The 17057-nt window shown below is 73.0% G+C and carries 17 protein-coding genes; 5 read left to right on the forward strand and 12 right to left on the reverse strand.

The window, feature by feature from the left end:
- Nucleotides 1-5 precede the first annotated feature (5 nt).
- The 6 genes from ACJ5H2_RS14415 to ACJ5H2_RS14440 form a co-directional block, all read right to left on the reverse strand.
- Nucleotides 6-767 (reverse strand): SDR family NAD(P)-dependent oxidoreductase, encoded by a 762-nt coding sequence (locus tag ACJ5H2_RS14415; RefSeq protein ID WP_408896101.1) that lies wholly within the window; start codon nucleotides 765-767, stop codon nucleotides 6-8.
- A 125-nt stretch (nucleotides 768-892) separates the two neighbouring features.
- Nucleotides 893-1624: an EI24 domain-containing protein gene (locus tag ACJ5H2_RS14420; protein WP_408896102.1), complete on the reverse strand. Its 732-nt coding sequence runs from the start codon at nucleotides 1622-1624 to the stop codon at nucleotides 893-895.
- Nucleotides 1625-1650: 26 nt separating this feature from the next.
- Nucleotides 1651-2622, reverse strand: a complete 972-nt coding sequence (locus ACJ5H2_RS14425) for a co-chaperone YbbN (RefSeq protein WP_408896103.1) — start codon at nucleotides 2620-2622, stop codon at nucleotides 1651-1653.
- Between the two features lie 34 nt (nucleotides 2623-2656).
- Entirely contained in the window at nucleotides 2657-3193 is a 537-nt protein-coding gene (locus tag ACJ5H2_RS14430; RefSeq protein ID WP_408896104.1) for a PH domain-containing protein, read from the reverse strand.
- A 22-nt stretch (nucleotides 3194-3215) separates the two neighbouring features.
- Nucleotides 3216-3386: a hypothetical protein gene (locus ACJ5H2_RS14435; RefSeq protein ID WP_408896105.1), complete on the reverse strand. Its 171-nt coding sequence runs from the start codon at nucleotides 3384-3386 to the stop codon at nucleotides 3216-3218.
- Nucleotides 3387-3486: 100 nt separating this feature from the next.
- Nucleotides 3487-4923, reverse strand: coding sequence for a M1 family metallopeptidase (locus ACJ5H2_RS14440; protein WP_408896106.1), 1437 nt, complete (start codon nucleotides 4921-4923; stop codon nucleotides 3487-3489).
- 167 nt (nucleotides 4924-5090) lie between these two features.
- Here ACJ5H2_RS14440 and ACJ5H2_RS14445 point away from each other — a divergent pair, with 167 nt between their 5' ends.
- Nucleotides 5091-5972, forward strand: coding sequence for a serine protein kinase RIO (locus tag ACJ5H2_RS14445; RefSeq protein WP_408896107.1), 882 nt, complete (start codon nucleotides 5091-5093; stop codon nucleotides 5970-5972).
- A 16-nt stretch (nucleotides 5973-5988) separates the two neighbouring features.
- On the opposite strand, the gene ACJ5H2_RS14450 is transcribed toward ACJ5H2_RS14445, so the two are convergent.
- On the reverse strand, nucleotides 5989-7104 hold the full coding sequence (locus ACJ5H2_RS14450) for a homoserine O-acetyltransferase (protein ID WP_408896108.1): 1116 nt from the start codon (nucleotides 7102-7104) through the stop codon (nucleotides 5989-5991).
- Nucleotides 7101-8387, reverse strand: coding sequence for an O-acetylhomoserine aminocarboxypropyltransferase/cysteine synthase family protein (locus ACJ5H2_RS14455; RefSeq protein WP_408896109.1), 1287 nt, complete (start codon nucleotides 8385-8387; stop codon nucleotides 7101-7103). The genes ACJ5H2_RS14450 and ACJ5H2_RS14455 overlap by 4 nt, the downstream gene beginning before the upstream one ends.
- Before the next feature lie 104 nt (nucleotides 8388-8491).
- Here ACJ5H2_RS14455 and ACJ5H2_RS14460 point away from each other — a divergent pair, with 104 nt between their 5' ends.
- Nucleotides 8492-9442 (forward strand): LOG family protein, encoded by a 951-nt coding sequence (locus tag ACJ5H2_RS14460; RefSeq protein WP_408896110.1) that lies wholly within the window; start codon nucleotides 8492-8494, stop codon nucleotides 9440-9442.
- Here ACJ5H2_RS14460 and ACJ5H2_RS14465 read toward each other — a convergent pair.
- The gene (locus tag ACJ5H2_RS14465; protein ID WP_408896111.1) at nucleotides 9423-10553 is read right to left on the reverse strand and encodes a glycosyltransferase family 4 protein; all 1131 of its coding nucleotides are present in this window, start codon (nucleotides 10551-10553) and stop codon (nucleotides 9423-9425) included. The genes ACJ5H2_RS14460 and ACJ5H2_RS14465 overlap by 20 nt on opposite strands.
- Before the next feature lie 131 nt (nucleotides 10554-10684).
- On the opposite strand from ACJ5H2_RS14465, the gene ACJ5H2_RS14470 reads away from it, so the two are divergent.
- Nucleotides 10685-12412 (forward strand): TIGR03767 family metallophosphoesterase, encoded by a 1728-nt coding sequence (locus tag ACJ5H2_RS14470; RefSeq protein WP_408896112.1) that lies wholly within the window; start codon nucleotides 10685-10687, stop codon nucleotides 12410-12412.
- 35 nt (nucleotides 12413-12447) lie between these two features.
- Here the strand turns inward: ACJ5H2_RS14470 and rlmN are convergent, their stop codons facing one another.
- Both rlmN and ACJ5H2_RS14480 read right to left on the reverse strand, forming a co-directional pair.
- A complete protein-coding gene (gene rlmN, locus ACJ5H2_RS14475; RefSeq protein WP_408896113.1) occupies nucleotides 12448-13596 on the reverse strand; it encodes a 23S rRNA (adenine(2503)-C(2))-methyltransferase RlmN in 1149 nt (382 codons plus the stop codon).
- Between the two features lie 67 nt (nucleotides 13597-13663).
- Entirely contained in the window at nucleotides 13664-14032 is a 369-nt protein-coding gene (locus ACJ5H2_RS14480) for a hypothetical protein (protein WP_408896114.1), read from the reverse strand.
- Nucleotides 14033-14164: 132 nt separating this feature from the next.
- On the opposite strand from ACJ5H2_RS14480, the gene ACJ5H2_RS14485 reads away from it, so the two are divergent.
- Together ACJ5H2_RS14485 and ACJ5H2_RS14490 are read left to right on the forward strand one after the other, a co-directional pair.
- Nucleotides 14165-15004: a tryptophan 2,3-dioxygenase gene (locus ACJ5H2_RS14485; protein ID WP_408896115.1), complete on the forward strand. Its 840-nt coding sequence runs from the start codon at nucleotides 14165-14167 to the stop codon at nucleotides 15002-15004.
- 7 nt (nucleotides 15005-15011) lie between these two features.
- Nucleotides 15012-16172, forward strand: a complete 1161-nt coding sequence (locus tag ACJ5H2_RS14490) for a hypothetical protein (RefSeq protein ID WP_408896116.1) — start codon at nucleotides 15012-15014, stop codon at nucleotides 16170-16172.
- On the opposite strand, the gene ACJ5H2_RS14495 is transcribed toward ACJ5H2_RS14490, so the two are convergent.
- Nucleotides 16165-17043 carry a phosphatidate cytidylyltransferase gene (locus ACJ5H2_RS14495; protein ID WP_408896117.1) on the reverse strand — a complete coding sequence of 293 codons (879 nt, stop codon included), beginning with the start codon at nucleotides 17041-17043 and terminating at the stop codon, nucleotides 16165-16167. The two genes, ACJ5H2_RS14490 and ACJ5H2_RS14495, sit on opposite strands and share 8 nt — an antisense overlap.
- Between the last annotated feature and the right edge of the window lie 14 nt (nucleotides 17044-17057).

Genomic DNA, 17057 nt, shown 5'->3' on the forward strand with positions numbered 1-17057 from the left:
GTGGGTCAGCCGAAGAACGCCTGGCCGCCGTCGAGGGGGATGGTGGCGCCGGTGAGATAGCCCAGGTCGCTGCCGACCAGGGCGACCACCGCGCGACCGATGTCGAGCTCGCAGTCGCCGATGCGGCCCATCGGGATGGTGGCGACGAACTCCGCCGCCTCCTCGGGATGGCGCTCCGTCCAGCGCCTCAGGCCGGGCGACAGGGCGTGCGGCGCGATGCTGTTGGCGCGGATGCCGTCGCGTGCCCACTCGACGGCAGCGGTCCGGGTGAGCGCCCGGACCGCCTGCTTGGCCGCCGCGTAGACGCCGTACGTCGCAGGGTCCCAGCGGACCATCGCGGAGGTGACGAGGTTGACGATGTGGCCGTCCCCCCGCGCCGCCAGGTGGGGATGACAGGACCTCATGAAGGCCAGCGTCGCGAGCGGGCCGGACGCGAAGCTCTGGGCCACGGCGTCGTCGTCGAGCGTCAGCAGCGGACCGAAGGCGCCCGTGTACGCGTTGTTCACCAGGATGTCGACCCCGCCCAGGGCGTCGACGACGGCGGCCACCGTCCCGGGGATGGCGGCGGTCTCGACGATGTCGCAGACGAACGCCTCGGCACGGACGCCGCGCTCCCGGACGAGGGCGCAGGTCGACTCCAGGGTCGCAGCCGTCCGGCCGACCACCGCGATGTCGGCCCCCTCGGCGGCCAGGGCCAGGGCGATGCCCTGCCCGACGCCCTGCCCAGCGCCCGTCACCAGCGCCACCCGTCCGTCCAGCGTTCCCATCGCGGCCTCCTCCACCCGGCCGCACCCTGCGGCTCGGCCGCCATCGTGCTGGTCTCGCGTGCGCAGGGCGGCCCAGCTCCTGCTCAGCGGTACACGAGGCGCGCCAGACGGTCCCGGTCCCGCAGTCAGCGGGGTGCGGACTCCAGCGCCTCGCGAGCCAGGTACGTCGCCCCGGCCACGGCGGCGGGCATCACCAGGATCCCGCCGAGGGGGACCAGGAAGCAGGCCTGGACGCACACGCCGAAGCCGAGCATGGCACCGCGGTGGCGGCGCATCAGGGCGGCACGGGCCGCGCGGTCCATCCCGCGGGCCTCGAGCGGGCGGGAGACCAGCTCACCGGCCAGCAGCCGGCCGGCGACGACCAGACCGAGGACCGCGCCCACGACGGAGCCGACCACGGGCAGCAGGCCGACGGCGAACACGCCGAGCGCGGTGAGCATGCCGAACAGCACCAGCACGATGCCGTCCAGCGCGCCGCGCAGCCAGCCGACGCCGTGGTCGGGGACGTCCCCGCCGAGGGAGAGCTCGACCTCCTTCCAGATCTTCTCGTAGAAGGGGTCGCCGACGGCGAGCGTCAGCCCGGTGAAGGTGACGACCGCGAGCATGGCGCCGCCCACGAGCACCAGGAGGTAGAGCGCCCCGCGGAGCAGTCCGCGCACGGCGTCGTTCCAGTCGTCCGCGAACGGCGTCGCCCAGCCGATCAGGTCGTCGGCGTACAGCAGGAGGGCGACGAGCAGCGCTGCGACCGCGACGGCGACGAGGAGCGCGGGCAGGATGCCGAGGAGCATCAGCCGCGGCCGGTCCCGCCACAGCCGCAGGCCGCGGAGCAGGAAGCCGGCACCGCGCCCGAAGCCCATGCCGACCACCGGAGTCGGACCCGCGCTCAGAAGAGCGCCGACGCCAGGGCCTGCCGGCCCTTGAGTACCCGAGGGTCGTCGTTGCCGACGGCGCCGAACAGGCCGATGAGGTGCTCCCGCGCGCGGTCCCGCTCCTTGCCCGAGGTACGACGGACCAGCTCGACCAGGCGCGCGAAGGCGTCCTCGACGTGGCCGCCGAGCATGTCGAGGTCGGCGACCATGGTCTGCGCGTCCACGTCGTCCGGGTTCGCGGCGGCCGCGGCGCGCGCCGCGTTGAGGTCGACGCCCTGGGTGCGCTGGAGGACCTTGGCCATCGCGAGGCCGGCGGCGGCCTCGTGGTCGGCGGGGTTGCCGTCGACCAGCTTCTGGTACTCGGCGACCGCCCGGTCGATGTCGCCCGCGGCGAGCGCGTCCTGGGCCGGCGCATAGCGGGGGTCGACCTCGGGCTCCTCGCCCTCCGCGACCTCGGCCCCGCCGGCGGCGCCGAAGGAGTTGGGCTGGTGCCGGCCCGTGATGCCCTGCGCGGTCAGCTGCTGGGCGAGCTGGTTGAACAGTGCGCGGATGTCGTCGATCGGCGCGGCGCCGGGGATCGGCTGGGTGGCCGGGCGCCCGTCGAGGAGCACCAGCATGAGCGGCACCTGCGGGATCTGCATCGCCTGCGCGATCTGCGGGACGGCGTCCACGTCGATCGTCGCGGCGAGGAAGCGGCCGTCGTACTCGTCGGCGACCGTCGCGACGTCGCGGGCGAGCTGGGCGCTCTCCGGGGACTGCGAAGGCGACGCGAAGACCAGCACCACCGGTGCGGTCATCGACGCCTCGAGCACGGCCTGGAAGTTCGCCTCGTCCACGGCGACGGAGTACGCCGAGGTCGAGCCACCGCCGGTGCCGGAGCCGCCCCCCGCGGACCCCGACGCGCCACCGCCAGCGGCGGGCGGGGGCGTGCGCTTCAGCGCGGACAGGTCGATCGCACCGGGACGGGAGAACGGCTGCTGCGTCATGGACGCAATCCTACGAAGCCGCGGCCCGCGAGGCTCAGTTGGGGACGCGGGGACCGCGCAGGCCGGACCGCTGGACGACGCGCTGGATGGCGAGGTCTCGCTCGTCGGGCCGCCCCACGTAGCGGATGTCGCGCAGACCCTGTTCCTGGGCGGCCGACTCGAAGCAGAAGTGCCCGAAGCCGAGCAGCCGGCCGTGCAGCGGCTTCTTCACGGAGATGTCGAGGATCCGGCTCAGGGGCATGGTCGCCAGGCTCTGCGAGAGCACTCCGTGCACGCGGAAGACGCGCATGTTCGTGATGACGAAGCGGTCCCGGAGGACCCCGAGCGCCATCCAGGCCGACCGCACCAAGAGGACGACGGCGACCACGATGAGCAGCCAGGCGACGTGCACCGAGACGACCCAGCTTGCTACCAGGAGGACCAGCGCGAGCGTGGTCTCCAGCGCGGGGCGGACGTAGGCGAACCAGTGGTGGGTCACCTCGTCGACGACCACCTCGCCCTCCTCGCGAAGGAGGTGCTTGCCGATCCTCGGGTCACCGAGCCGGGTGACGACGCCGGAGACGAAGGACATGGCGACCGGCAGCGTCCGCGGGTCAGTCCATCGCGCCGACGAAGTCGATGACCCCGTCGAACGCCTGGGTCGTCAGGTCCCACCCGTTGGTCGCCGCCGACTTGGAGGTGTCGGCGAGGCCGGCCGGGTCGGTGAACATCCAGAACCCGAGGAACACGACCACCACGAGCGCGACCAGCTTCTTGGTGTCCATGTGCGGGCGTCTCCATCCGTGTGCGGCGCGTGCCCCTCGAGGCACAGATCCCCACATTGGTACCAAAGCCACCGGGGGTCGCCGGGGAGGCGCGCCCGGCTCAGGGACAGGTGACCCCGTCGAGCCCGTTGTCCTGCGTGGCCGCCGGCATCGTCCCCCCGCGCAGCCAGGCGCCGAAGAACCCGCCGAGGCTCTCCCCCGACACGGTCGCGGCGAGCGCCTCGAACTGCTCCACGGTGGCGTTGCCGTCGTGGTGGTCGGCGACCCACCGCCGCAGGAGGGCGTCGAAGTCGACCGGGCCGATGCGCTTGCGCAGCGCGGCGAGCACCATGGCTCCGCGGTCGTAGACCGCGCCGTCGAAGATGCTGTCGCGACCGGGGTTCGAGAGGTCGAGCCGCCAGAACGCAGAGCTGGGCGTGCGGCAGTTGCGCGCCCACATCCGCGCGAGGAAGGCGTCCACGCTCTCCCCACCGTGCGCCGCGGCGTAGTCGGCCTCCATGTAGGTCGCGAAGCCCTCGTTGAGCCAGATGTCGCGCCAACGCCGGACCGCGACGCTGTCGCCGAACCACTGGTGGGCGAGCTCGTGGACCATCACGCCGGGATAGATCCACCGTCCGTACGTCGGCCGCGACTGGTTCTCCAGCGCGAAGCCCACGTCGAGGCCGGTGACGAGTCCCCCGGTCGTGGCGAAGGGGTAGGGACCCAGCCGGCCCTGGAGCCAGTCGGTGATCGCGCCGGAGCGCGCCAGCATCGCGCGCACCTGCCGACGCTGCCGGGGCTCGATGCCCTTCGAGACCGCGTTGTAGAACGGGATGCCCGCCGCGCTGGTGCCGGTGTCGACGGCGTAGCGGCCCGCGGCGAAGAAGGCCAGGTAGGTCGCCATCGGGTCGCTCATCCGCCAGTGGGTGGTGGCGAGGCCGCGCTTGACGGTGCGCCCGACCCGGACCCCGTTGCTCACCGCCTTCCGGTCCTTGGGCACGGTGACCCGGACGTCGAAGGTCGCCTTGTCGCTGGGGTGGTCGTTGGACGGGAACCACCACGGCGCCATGTGGGGCTGGTTCATGGCGACGACCTCGGAGCGGCTCGCCAGCCAGTTGCGCTCGCCGGCGTAGCCGTAGGACGCGGGGCGGCCGGCGTACCTGACGACCACGGTGAACCGCGTCCCCGCGGCGATCGGGGCCTTCGGGCGCACGCGCAGCTCGTGACGGCCCGCCTTGCGGAACCTCGCTCGGCGCCCGTCGACCCGCACCGAGGTCGCGGGCAGCAACAGGTCGAGGGAGAAGCTGGTCAGGTCGGAGCTCGCGGCCATCGTGACGGCGGTGCGGCCGGTGAGCCGTCCGGAGGCGAAGTCGTAGCGCACCTTGATCCGGTAGTGCAGGGCGTCCGTGCCCCCGTTGCCGTCCTTGGGCCAGTACGGGTCCGGCCCCAGCGCGGAGCCCGCGTCGGACCGGTCGGCGCGCGCGGCGGGCAGCCCTGAGGTCGTCGCGAGCACGGGCAGGCACAGGAGCAGGGCGAGGAGGACCACGAGACGGCGCACCGGGTCAATGTACGCCGCCGTAAATGCGTTGCGGAGCCGCTTCGTCGCCCGGCAGGCTGGACCCGTCCCGTCCGCGCGCCCGCGGGCCCGTCGAGAGGAGCGTGACATGTCGATCGTTGTCGTCGGCCTGCCCTCAGTCCGCACCCTCTCGACCCCGAGGAACCACCGTGTCCCAGGAGAACCTCTCCACCGCTGACCTCAGCGACAGCACCACCGACCTCGACCCCCGCTTCGTCTTCGAGTACACCGCCTACGACGACCTCGACGACGGCCAGCGCTGGTCCACCTGGCTCGACGTCGAGCCACTGTCCCGCGGCCCCGAGCCGCGCCCCGACTGGGTCGTCACGTCCCAGGGGGCGGTCGACACCGAGCTCGGCATCCTGAAGACCGGCAAGGAGGCCGACGTCTTCCTGCTCGACCGCACCGACCCGCACGACCCCGAGCAGAGCGTCGTGATGGCCGCGAAGCGCTACCGCTCCCCCGAGCACCGCACCTTCCACCGCTCCGCCGCCTACACCGAGGGGCGCAGCATGAAGCGCTCCCGCGACGAGCGGGCGATCAAGCGCAAGAGCACCTTCGGCCGCGAGGTCGCCGCCGGCGAGTGGGCGGCCTCGGAGTGGACGGCGCTCAACCGCTGCTGGTCGCTCGGGCTGCCGGTCCCCTATCCGGTCCAGATCGACGGCACGGAGATCCTCATGGAGTGGATCACCGTCGACGGTCCGGACGGGCCGCAGACCGCTCCCCGGCTGGCGCAGACCCGGCCCGAGCCCGCGCTGCTCGCGTCCTACTACGACCAGCTGCGCGAGGCCATGGGGACGCTCGTGCGTTCCGGGCTGGTGCACGGCGACCTGTCGCCGTACAACATCCTGGCGGCCGGCGAGCGGCTGGTCGTCATCGACCTGCCCCAGCTGGTCGACCTTGTCGGCAACGTCCAGGGGTTCGACTTCCTGCTGCGCGACTGCACCAACGTGTGCACGTGGTTCGCGCGGCGCGGACTGGAGGTCGATCCGCAGGACCTGTTCGGGGAGCTGATGGCCCAGGCGTTCTGAGGGCGGGCCGCGCCGCTCACCCGAGGAGCGCGCGCACCCGGTCGTGGTAGCCGGGCGGCTCGAGCAGGAAGGAGTCGTGTCCCCACGGGGACGCGAGCTCGACGTGGTCCACCTGCGCGCCGCGGGCGCGCAGGTGGTCGCGGATCCGCAGCGAGTGGGCCGTGGGGAAGCGCCAGTCGGAGTCGAAGGACACCAGCCCGAAGCGGGTGGACGGTACGACGTCCGGGTGGGCGCCGAACGGGTCGAAGTAGTCCATCGGCCGGGTCAGGTGGAGATAGGACAGCGCGTCGAAGCGCTGGAGGAAGCTCTCGCCCTGGTGCTGGAGGTAGTGCTCGACCGCGAAGTCGGCCTCCAGCCGCTTGTCGGTGCCGGTCGTGTCCCGGACGTGCCCGAACTTCGCGTCGAGCGACGTCCCCGAGACATAGGTGATGTGGGCCATCATCCGGGCGACCTTGAGCCCGTGGCGGGGCGTGACGCCGTGCTCGGCGTACCGGCCGCCGTGGAAGTCGGGGTCCTCGAGGATCGCGGCGCGGGCCACCGCGGAGAACGCGATGTTCTCGGTCGTGAGCCGCGAGCTCGCGGCGACGACGACGGCGCGGTCGATCCGGTCGGGCTCCTGGAGCGCCCACTCCAGCACCTGCATGCCGCCGAGCGAGCCGCCGACGGCCGCGTGCAGCCGCTCGATGCCGAGCCGGTCGAGCAGGGCGCGGTGGGCCGCGACGAGGTCGGCGACCTCGAGGGTCGGGAAGTCCGGTCCGTAGGCCCGCCCGGTCCGCGGGTCGGTCGACGACGGGCCGGTCGTGCCGGAGCAGCCGCCGAGCAGGTTCGCGCAGACCACGAAGAAGCGGTCGGTGTCGACCGCCTTGCCGGGACCGACCAGGTTGTCCCACCACCCCGGCCGGCGCGCGCCGGGGTGCCAGCCGGCGGCGTGGGCGTCGCCGGTGAGGGCGTGGCACACGAACACCGCGTTGTCGCGGGCGGGCGCGAGCGCGCCGTAGGTCTCGTAGGCGACCTCGACGTGGGACAGCTCCGCACCGGAGGCCAGCACCAGCGGGCCGTGCTGCGTGAGCACGGCCCGCCGGGTGCGGACGAGCCCGACCGATCCGGCCGTGGCGGGACCGGCGAGGCTCACTTGGCCGCGATCAGGGCCTGCTCGAGGTCGGCGATGATGTCGTCGACGTTCTCGATGCCCACCGAGAGCCGGACCAGGTCCTCGGGCACGCCGGCCGCCTCGAGCTCCTCGGGCGTGAGCTGCGAGTGCGTCGTGGTCGCGTTGTGCACGGCCAGCGACTTGGCGTCGCCGATGTTGACCAGGTGGCTGAACAGCTCGAGGGCCTCGATGAACCGGCGGCCGCCGTCGCGCCCGGACTTCAGCCCGAACGAGACCAGCCCGCCGTAGCCCTTGCCGGTGAAGAGCCGGTTGGCCAGCGCGTGCGACGGGTCGCTCTCCAGCCCCGGATAGCTCACCCAGGCGACCGCGTCGTGGCCCTGGAGATATCGCGCGACCGCCAGCGCGTTCTCGCTGTGCCGCTCCAGGCGCAGGTGCAGGGTCTCCAGGCCCTGCAGGAACAGGAAGGAGTTGAGCGGAGCGATCGCGGCCCCGGTGTTGCGCAGCAGCACCGTGCGGGCCCGGATGATGTAGGCCAGGTTGCCGACCGCCTCGGTCCAGACCACGCCGTGGTAGGCGCCGTCCGGGGTGGTGAGGCCCGGGAACCGCTCGGTGTGCGCGGCCCAGTCGAAGTTGCCGGAGTCGACGATCACGCCGCCGATCGAGGTGCCGTGCCCGCCGATGTACTTCGTCGCGGAGTGCACCGACACGTCGGCGCCGTGCTCGAAGACCCGCTCCAGGTACGGCGTGGTCACGGTGTTGTCGACGACCAGCGGCAGGCCCTCCGCGTGGGCGGCGTCGGCCCACGCGCGGATGTCGACGACGTTGATCCTCGGGTTGCCGACGGTCTCGGCGAAGACCAGCTTGGTCCTCTCGTCGACGTGCTGGGCCAGGTCCTCGGGCCGGTTCGGGTCGACGAAGCGGACCTCGATCCCGTACTGCGGCAGGGTGTGCGCGAAGAGGGCGTAGGTGCCGCCGTAGAGCGTCGAGATGGCCACGATGTTGTCGCCGGCGTAGGTCAGGTTGAGCACCGCGTAGGTGATCGCCGCCGAGCCCGAGGCGACCGCCAGGGCCCCCACGCCGCCCTCGAGCTGGGCCACGCGCTCCTCGAACGCCGACTGCGTCGGGTTCATGATCCGGGTGTAGATGTTGCCCGGCTCGGCGAGCGCGAACAGCTTCGCAGCGTGGTCGGTGTCGTCGAAGACATAGGACGTGGTCTGGTAGATCGGGACGGCCCGTGCGTTCGTGGCGGGGTCGGCCTGCTCCTGGCCGGCGTGCACGGCCAGGGTCTCGGGGCGGTGGGTCATCGGCGGGCTCCTGTCGGGGGTGTCTTGTCCGAATAACTGTAGTGAGTCAGTAGAGTTATTGCAGAACGACTGTCCGCCCTCCGGACTCCGGTAGCGTCCGGGCCGTGAGGAGCCCCCGCACCCGCGCCGTCGTCGTGCGCTGCCGCACCGAGGACGACCATGCCCTCGAGGCCGGGGCCGGGCTCGTCGCCGGCGCCCACGTCGCCGGTCTGGACATCGCGCGCACGCGGCTCTACACGCCCGACGAGCTCTACGACGCCCCTGCGTACGCCGACACCCTCGACAGCCGCGCCTACCACTGGGCCCAGGCCACCTCGGGTCCGGCCGAGGCATTGGCCGAGGTCCTGCACGACCAGGCTGTCGACACCGCGCTCGGCGCCTGGGTCGAGGGACGCAGCCTGGTCGGCGTGATGGGCGGGCACGCCGCGGACCGCGGCACCCCGGCCTACGACGACGCCGCGCGCCTCGGCGCCCTGCTCGGGCGTGAGCACGTCGTGACGACCGGGGGTGGGCCGGGCGCGATGGAGGCGGCGAATCTCGGCGGGCGGATGGCGTACGCGCCCCCGGAGACGCTCGCCGAGGCGCTGCGCCGGCTGGCCGTCGTACCGTCCTTCCGGCCGTCGGTCGACGACTGGGCAGCCGCCGCCCGCCACGCGCGCGCCCTCGTCCCGGACCCGCGCCCGTCCCTGGGCGTCCCGACCTGGCACTACGGCCACGAGCCGCCGAACCTGTTCGCGACGGCGATCGCGAAGTACTTCCGCAACGCGCTGCGCGAGGCGATCCTGCTGCTGGTCTGCGACGCCGGGATCGTGTTCCTCCCGGGCGCCGGGGGCACCGTGCAGGAGATCTTCCAGGACGCGTGCGAGAACTACTACGCGACCGAGGACGACGTCGCACCGATGGTGCTCGTCGGACGCCGCTACTGGACCGAGGAGCTGCCGGCGTGGCCGCTCCTGCGGTCACTGGCCCGCGGCCGGGCGATGGAGGCCCACGTCCACCTCGTCGACACCGTCGAGGAGGCCGCGGCGCTGTTCGTCAGGCAGCCCGCGCGCTGACCCGCCGGCCGAGCACGGCGCGGTAGTGCGCGACGAGCTGCTCGTTGGTCGCGTGCCACGACCGCTCCTGCACCGCACGCAGCGCGGTCGCGGCCATCCGGCCACGCAGGTCGGCGTCGCGCACCAGCCGGTCCACCGCCGCCGCCAGGTCCGCGCCGTCGCCGGGGCGGTAGAGCAGCCCGGTCGCGCCGTGCGCGACGACGTCGACCGGTCCGCCCGCGGCCGGCGCGACCACCGGCACACCGGAGGCCAGCGCCTCCTGCGCCGACTGGCAGTAGGTCTCGTAGCGGCCGGTGTGGACGAAGACGTCGAGGGACGCATAGGCCCGGCTCAGGTCCTCGCCGTGCAACAGCCCGAGGAAGGCGGCACGGGAGCCGAGCAGGCCGCGCAGCCGCTGCTCCTCCGGTCCTCCGCCGACCACGACGAGCGCGTAGCGGGGGTCGTCGGCGACGTGCTGGAGCAGGTCGAGCTCCTTCTCCGCGGCGAGGCGCCCGACGTACCCGACGAGGAGGCGTCCGTCCGGAGCCAGCCGTCGCCGCAGCGTCTCGTCCCGATGGCGCGGGTGGAAGGCCACGAGGTCGACCCCGCGCCCCCAGCGATGCACCTCCGGCACGCCGAGCGCGCGCAGCTGGTCGATGCTGGCGGTGGACGGCGCGAGGGTCCGGTCCACGTGCTGGTGGATGCGCCGGGTCAGCCCCGCCGCCGCGCGCACGCCCCCGGGGACGTCGTACCGCTCGGCGAAGCCGACCAGGTCGGTCTGGTAGATCGCCACGGTCGGGATGCCCAGCTCCTGCGCGGCACGAGCCGCCTGGAAGCCCAGCGTGGCGGGTGAGGCGATGTGCACGACGTCGGGTCGGAACCGGACCATCCGCTGGCGCAGCCGGCGCCGGGTCTCCAGTCCCAGCCGGAAGTCCGGGTAGAACGGCAGGTTGGCGCCGCGGGCACGATGCACGCGGAAGCCGGCGTAGGTGTCGGGGCCGGTCGGGGCCACCAGCTCGGCCTGGTGTCCCTGCACGGCGAGATGCTCGAGCACCCGGCGGACCGAGTTGGTCACCCCGTTGATCTGCGGGAGGAAGGACTCGGCCACCACCAGGACGCGGAGCTCACTCATGGTGCCGACGCTAGGGAGCCCGCGGCAACGGCCCGGCACGGTTGCGGAAGTGTCCGGCGTCCCCTTCGTGAACGACAGGCATACGGAGGTCCGGACGTGACCCGGGTCACCCCCGCGTCGTTGGCCCACTCGTGGAGATCTCTCGCCGAAACCTGATCCGCAACGCCATCGCCGCCGGCGGGCTCGCCGCCGCGGCCACCACGCTCCCGGGTGTGCTGCGCTCCGCCGCCTCCGCCGAGACCGCGTCGGGCGCGCCGGCCACCCTCGGCCAGACCTTCGTCCAGGGGCCGGCGGGAGCGCACGGCTACCGCCCCGTGATCACCGCCGCCGGCGAGCCGCACCGCGCCCGCACCGCCCTCGGCGTCCTCAGCGACGCCGGGCGCGCCACCCGTCGGCAGGGCCTGATCTCGTTCGTCCAGCTCAGCGACATCCACATCGTCGACGCCCAGTCACCCCTACGTCTGGAGTGGACCGACCGCCTCGACGACCCCAGCCCGCTGCCGTCGACGGGCCTGTTCACCTCGTCGTACCGGCCCCAGGAGATGCTCACCGGACAGGTCGCCGACTCGATGGTCCGCGCCATCAACCGGATCGGGAGCGGCCCGGTGACCGGCACCCCGTTCGCGCTCGCGATCCAGACCGGCGACAACTCCGACAACTCCCAGCTCAACGAGATCCGCTGGAACATCGGCGTCCTCAACGGCGGCCCGATCCGGGTCGACTCGGGCAACCTCGGCACCTGGGAGGGCGTGGCCGACAGCAGCCGCGCGACCTACGACCCGGCGTACTGGCACCCGGAGGGCAACCCCCTCGGCAAGCCCGTCGACCGCCCGCGCGCGGAGTACGGCTTCCCGGTCGTCCCCGGCCTGCTCGACGCGGCGCGCCGGCCGTTCACCGCCGAGGGGCTCACCATCCCCTGGTACTCGGTGTTCGGCAACCACGACGGCCTCGCCCAGGGCAACTTCCCCGCGTCGACCCTCCAGCTCAACCTGATCGCGCTCGGCGCGCTGAAGATCGTCTCCCCGCCGCTCGGCCTCGACCCGGGCCAGCTCCTCCAGGACCTCACCACCGACCCCGCGGCCGTGCTCACGCACCTGCTCAGCGGCGTCACCAACGCCGGCGTCCGGGCGGTGACCCCTGACCTCGGCCGCCGCCTGCTCACCCGACGGCAGATCGTCGAGCAGCACTTCGCGCTCGGCGGAGCGCCCTTCGGCCACGGCTTCACGAGCACCAACCGGCAGCAGGGCACGGCGTACTACCACTTCGACCAGGGCCGGTTCCGCTTCGTCGTGCTCGACACCGTCAACCCCAACGGGTACGCCGACGGCTCGCTCGACAAGACGCAGTTCGCCTGGCTCACCGCGCTGCTCGCCCAGTCCACCGACAAGGTCGTCCTGGTGTTCAGCCACCACACCTCCGACACGATGGGCAACCCGCTCGTCGCGACCGGCGGCTCGCTCGAGACCCGGGTGACCGGCGCCAAGGTCCTCGACGCGCTGCTCGCGGCCCCCCAGGTCGTCGCCTGGGTCAACGGCCACACCCACCGCAACAAGGTCACCCCGCGGCCCCGGCCGGGCGGCGGCGGCCTGTGGGAGATCACCACCGCCTCCCACATCGACTGGCCGCAGCAGGCCCGGATCATCGAGATCGCCGACAACCGCGACGGCACCCTGTCGATCTTCACCACGATGGTCGACCACACGGGCCCGGCGTCGGCGGGAGCCGGCATCGAGAGCGCCGAGCGGCTCGCCGGGCTCGCGCGCGAGATCGCGGCCAACGACTGGCACGACCACGACGGCGGGCTCGGGACCCTCGACGACCGCAACGTCGAGCTGCTGGTGGCCGACCCTCAGGCCTGAGCCGGACCCGGGCTGCGGCAGCCGCGGGGCGACGGTCAGCCGGCGGGTGCGGCCGCCAGCTGCCCGCAGGCGCCGTCGATCTCCTGGCCGCGGGTGTCCCGCACGGTGGTGGGCACCCCCTTGGCCTCGAGCCGGCGGACGAACTCGCGCTCGTCGGCGGGGTCCGAGGCCGTCCACTTCGAGCCCGGAGTGGGGTTGAGCGGGATGAGGTTGACGTGCACCCACCCGTGCCCGCGCTCGTTGAGGACGTCGGCGAGCAGGTCGGCACGCCAGGCCTGGTCGTTGATGCCGCGCATCATGGCGTACTCGATCGACACCCGGCGGCCGGTCCTCTCGAAATACCCGTGCGCCGCGTCGACCGTCTCGGCGACGGAGAAGCGGGTGTTGATCGGCACCAGTTCGTTGCGCAGCTCGTCGTCGGGGGCGTGCAGGCTGAGCGCGAGGGTGACCGGGATCCCCTCGTCGGCGAGCTGCCGGATCCGCGGCACCAGGCCCACGGTGGAGACGGTGATGCCCCGCGCCGACATCCCGTAGCCGTCGGGAGCCGGCTCGGTGAGGCGGCGTACCGCCCCGATGACGGCCTTGTAGTTGGCGAGCGGCTCGCCCATCCCCATGAAGACGATGTTGTTGACGCGACCGCGTCCGCCGGGCACCTCGTCGCGGTCGAGCGCGCGAGCGCCGGCGAGAACCTGCTCGACGATCTCGGCGGTCGACATGTTGCGCTGGAGGCCGCCCTGGCCGGTGGCGCAGAACGGGCAGGCCATGCCGCATCCGGCCTGGCTCGAGACGCACATCGTGGTGCGCCCGGGATAGCGCATCAGGACGGACTCGACCAGGGCGCCGTCGAAGAGCCTCCACAGCGTCTTGCGGGTGGTGCCCTTGTCCGCCTCGAGCGTGCGCAGCGGGGTCATCAGGTCCGGGAGCAGCGCCGCGACCAGGTCGGCGCGCTGCGCGGCCGGGAGGTCGGTCATCTGCTCCGGGTCGTCGACCAGCCGGGAGAAGTAGTGGGTCGCCACCTGCTTGGCCCGGAAGCCGGGCAGGCCCATCTCGACCAGCAGGTCCTTGCGCTCGGCCGGCGTCAGGTCCGCGAGGTGCCGGGGTGGCTTCTTGCGTCCTCGCGGCTCCGCGAGGACGAGGGGAAGCGAGCGCGGCTGCGCGTCGGACTGCGTGGGCTGGTCGGGCATCCCCACGATTCTCCCATCCGGGAGCGCCGGGACCCAATCCCGCGTCGGAACCGTCCCGGCCGGACGGTCAGGTGTCCTTGCTGAGCAGGAACCAGACCACGGCGACGCCGACCCCCACGACCACGACCACCGTGGTCACCATGCCGAGCAGCATGTAGCGGCCGAACCGGCGGGTGTGCTGCGGCACCAGGAGACCGAGCGGGACCACGAACATGAGGAGCACGAACGGGAAGAGCTCCTCCACCCGCTGGTAGCCGGCGACCCACTTGATGATCGCGGCGTACAGGCCGGGGATCACGATGACCGACACCATGCCGGTGAAGAAGCCGGCGAGCGGGAAGAACACCGGGTGCCCGCGGTGGAACCAGTCGGGGCGCCGGGACCTGTCGTCCGGCGCGTCCAGGTCGCCGCGCACGCGGTCGTCTGCCTCACTCATGTCCGGGCGATCGTAGCGGCCGGACCCGGAGGACCCGCTATCAGCGCGGTGACCGCGCCGTGCGGGCGGCGACCGCGGCGAGGGGGCCCCGCGTACTGGCACCCGGGCGGGCGGACCTGTGACAGTAGGCCGGTGACCGAGCAGACCCCCGAGCAGACCCCCGCGCAGACCCCCGCGCAGACCCCCGGGCAGCACCCCGCCTTGACCTACAGCAGCTATCTGGCCCTCGACGACGTCCTCGCCGCGCAGCACCCCCGCTCGGACGAGCACGACGAGCTCCTCTTCATCGTCATCCACCAGGTCTACGAGCTCTGGTTCAAGCAGATGCTTCATGAGATGGCGGGCCTGCAGCAGCGCCTCGAGGCGGGCGACACCCCGCGGGCCCTGCACACCCTCGGCCGGGTGCTCGCCATCCTCAAGGTGGCGGTGGCGCAGGTCGACGTGCTGGAGACGATGACGCCACGCCAGTTCGGCAGCTTCCGCGGGCGGCTCGACGCGTCGAGCGGCTTCCAGTCCGCCCAGTTCCGCGAGCTCGAGGCGACCCTGGGCCGGCGCGACCCGCGGGTCTTCGAGCACTACCCCGCGGGCAGCCCGGACCGCGAGCGGATCTCCGCCGCCATGGCGCGTCCGTCCGTGTTCGACTCCTTCCTGCGCTATCTCGCCACCCAGGGCTACGACGTCCCCTCCGCCGCGCTCGAGCGTGACCTCACGACCCCCTGGGAGCCGTCGCCCGACGTGCAGCGGCTGCTCCTGGCGGCGTACGCCGACGACGGCGGCGCGGCCCAGGTCGCCGAGCGGCTCGTGGACCTCGACGAGGGCCTGCAGGAGTGGCGCTACCGCCACGTGAAGATGGTCGAGCGCACCATCGGCGCGAAGCCCGGGACGGGAGGCTCCTCGGGCGCCAGCTACCTGTGGAGCACCGTCACCCGCGCGCTCTTCCCCGACCTGTGGGCGATCCGCAGCGAGATGTGAGCGAGAGGTGAGCGCCGACAGTGTCGAGCCGCCGGTCGGCCTGGCGGAGCACTACGCCCGGTTCCGGGTCTCCGAGCGGCTGCTGCTGACCGGCCACGCCCACCAGGCGTGGCCGGACGTCGCCCGCGACGCCGTCCTCGACGCGTACGACGACGCGGCTCTCGCCGTGGACGCGAAGTGGGCGCGCGCGCAGGTCCGCGCGGACCGCGTCCGCGACGGCTTCCGCGCGCTCCTGGACGACCCCGGCGGCGCGCTCACCCTGGGCGCCAGCGCCCACGAGCTGCTCGTCCGCTTCCTGTCCGCGCTCGACCTGCGGACCCGGCCGCGGATCGTCACCACCGACGGCGAGTTCCACTCGGCCCGGCGCCAGCTGGACCGGCTCGCTCAGGCCGGTCTCGAGGTCGTCGACGTCCCGGCGCGGCCGGTCACCAGTCTCGGGGCGCGGCTGGCCGCGGCCGTGGACGACCGCACCGCGGCCGTCATCGTGTCGTCGGTGCTGTTCGAGACCGCCCAGCGGGTGCCCGGGCTGGACACCGTCGCCGCGGCCTGCGCGCGGTCCGGCGCCGAGCTCCTCGTCGACGCCTACCACCAGCTCGGCGTCGTCCCGCTGTCGCTGCGGGCCGAGGGCCTCGACGACGCCTGGGTCGTCGGCGGCGGCTACAAGTACCTCCAGCTCGGCGAGGGCAACTGCTTCCTGCGCCTTCCTCCCCACGCCACCTCGCTGCGCCCGGTCGTGACCGGCTGGTTCGCCGACGAGAGCGACCCCTTCGCGGGGGCCACCTACGATCCCACCAGCCACTACCGCGGCGCGCGGGTGATGGACTTCTTCGCCGAGCAGGGGCTGGCTCCCCCGCGACTGCGCGCCATCTCGCTGCACCAGCGCGGGCTGCTCGCGGCCGCCTTCGACGACCTCGACCTGCCCGAGGACGTCGTCACCCGCGACCGGGAGACGCCGCCGGAGGGCTTCGGCGGGTTCCTGGCCCTCTCCACGCCGTACGCCGCACACCTGCGTGCCGCGCTGGCCGAGCGTGGTGTGCACGCCGACAGCAGGGGCTCCTGGCTGCGGCTCGGCCCCGCGCCGTACCTGAGCGACGCGCAGCTCACCGCGGCCGTCGGACTGCTGGGAGAGGCCGTGGCGGCCGGCCGCCGAAGCCGTCGGCTCAGGTGAAGATGCCGTAGTGCAGCAGCAGCCAGATCGGTGCGATCGTGGCGAGCAGGGAGTCGAGCCGGTCCATCAGGCCGCCGTGGCCGGGGATGACCTGGCTCATGTCCTTGATCCCGAGATCGCGCTTCATCACCGACTCGCACAGGTCGCCCAGGGTGGCCATCACGACCGCGATCAGGCCGAGTGCGACCCCGATCCACCAGTCACCGTCGAGCAGGTAGACGACCAGCGCGACGCCCGCGCCGACGGTGGCCAGGGTCGAGCCGGCGAAGCCCTCCCAGGACTTCTTGGGCGAGATGACCGGGGCCATCGGATGCTTGCCGAAGAGCACCCCGGCGACGTACCCGCCGATGTCGGAGGCGATGGTGACCAGGATGAAGGTGACGATGCCCTTCACGCCGGGGTCGTCGAGGCCGCCGCCGCCGCGTCCGCCCTCGGCGAGCATGAGCGCCACGAACGAGCCGAGGAAGGGCACGTAGACCAGCGCGAAGACCGACGCGGTGGCGTTCTTGACGTAGCCGTCCACGCCGCGGCGCAGCAGCCACAGCATGATGACGAGCGCGCTCACGGCCGTCGCTGTGACCAGCGCGGCGGAGCCCCACAGGTAGGCGACGACGACCATCACGACGCCGCCGATCATGAGCGGCTGCTCCGGCAGGTCGATGTCCTTGGCGAGCAGCCCCTTGCGCAGCTCCCAGACCGCGACGACGACGGCGATCGCGACGATCACCATGAAGGCCGGCTTCCAGAACAGCAGGGAGGCGGCGATCGCGCTGAGCAGCACGACCGCGGAGCCGACCGCCGCCTTCAGGTCGCGGCCGGCGCGGCCGTGGTCCTTCTTCGGGGCAGGGTTCGACGGAGTGGTCGAGGACATCGGGTGCGGGAGCG

It is taken from the genome of Nocardioides pymetrozini, from assembly GCF_046058985.1.
Classification (GTDB): Bacteria; Actinomycetota; Actinomycetes; order Propionibacteriales; family Nocardioidaceae; genus Nocardioides.

Coding starts and splice junctions, on each gene's coding strand:
- ACJ5H2_RS14415 (WP_408896101.1), bottom strand. CDS start 767: ATGGGAACGCTGGACGGACGGGTGGCGCTGGTGACGGGCGCTGGGCAG.
- ACJ5H2_RS14420 (WP_408896102.1), bottom strand. CDS start 1,624: ATGGGCTTCGGGCGCGGTGCCGGCTTCCTGCTCCGCGGCCTGCGGCTG.
- ACJ5H2_RS14425 (WP_408896103.1), bottom strand. CDS start 2,622: ATGACGCAGCAGCCGTTCTCCCGTCCCGGTGCGATCGACCTGTCCGCG.
- ACJ5H2_RS14430 (WP_408896104.1), bottom strand. CDS start 3,193: ATGTCCTTCGTCTCCGGCGTCGTCACCCGGCTCGGTGACCCGAGGATC.
- ACJ5H2_RS14435 (WP_408896105.1), bottom strand. CDS start 3,386: ATGGACACCAAGAAGCTGGTCGCGCTCGTGGTGGTCGTGTTCCTCGGG.
- ACJ5H2_RS14455 (WP_408896109.1), bottom strand. CDS start 8,387: ATGACCCACCGCCCCGAGACCCTGGCCGTGCACGCCGGCCAGGAGCAG.
- ACJ5H2_RS14465 (WP_408896111.1), bottom strand. CDS start 10,553: ATGAGTGAGCTCCGCGTCCTGGTGGTGGCCGAGTCCTTCCTCCCGCAG.
- rlmN (WP_408896113.1), bottom strand. CDS start 13,596: ATGCCCGACCAGCCCACGCAGTCCGACGCGCAGCCGCGCTCGCTTCCC.
- ACJ5H2_RS14480 (WP_408896114.1), bottom strand. CDS start 14,032: ATGAGTGAGGCAGACGACCGCGTGCGCGGCGACCTGGACGCGCCGGAC.
- ACJ5H2_RS14495 (WP_408896117.1), bottom strand. CDS start 17,043: ATGTCCTCGACCACTCCGTCGAACCCTGCCCCGAAGAAGGACCACGGC.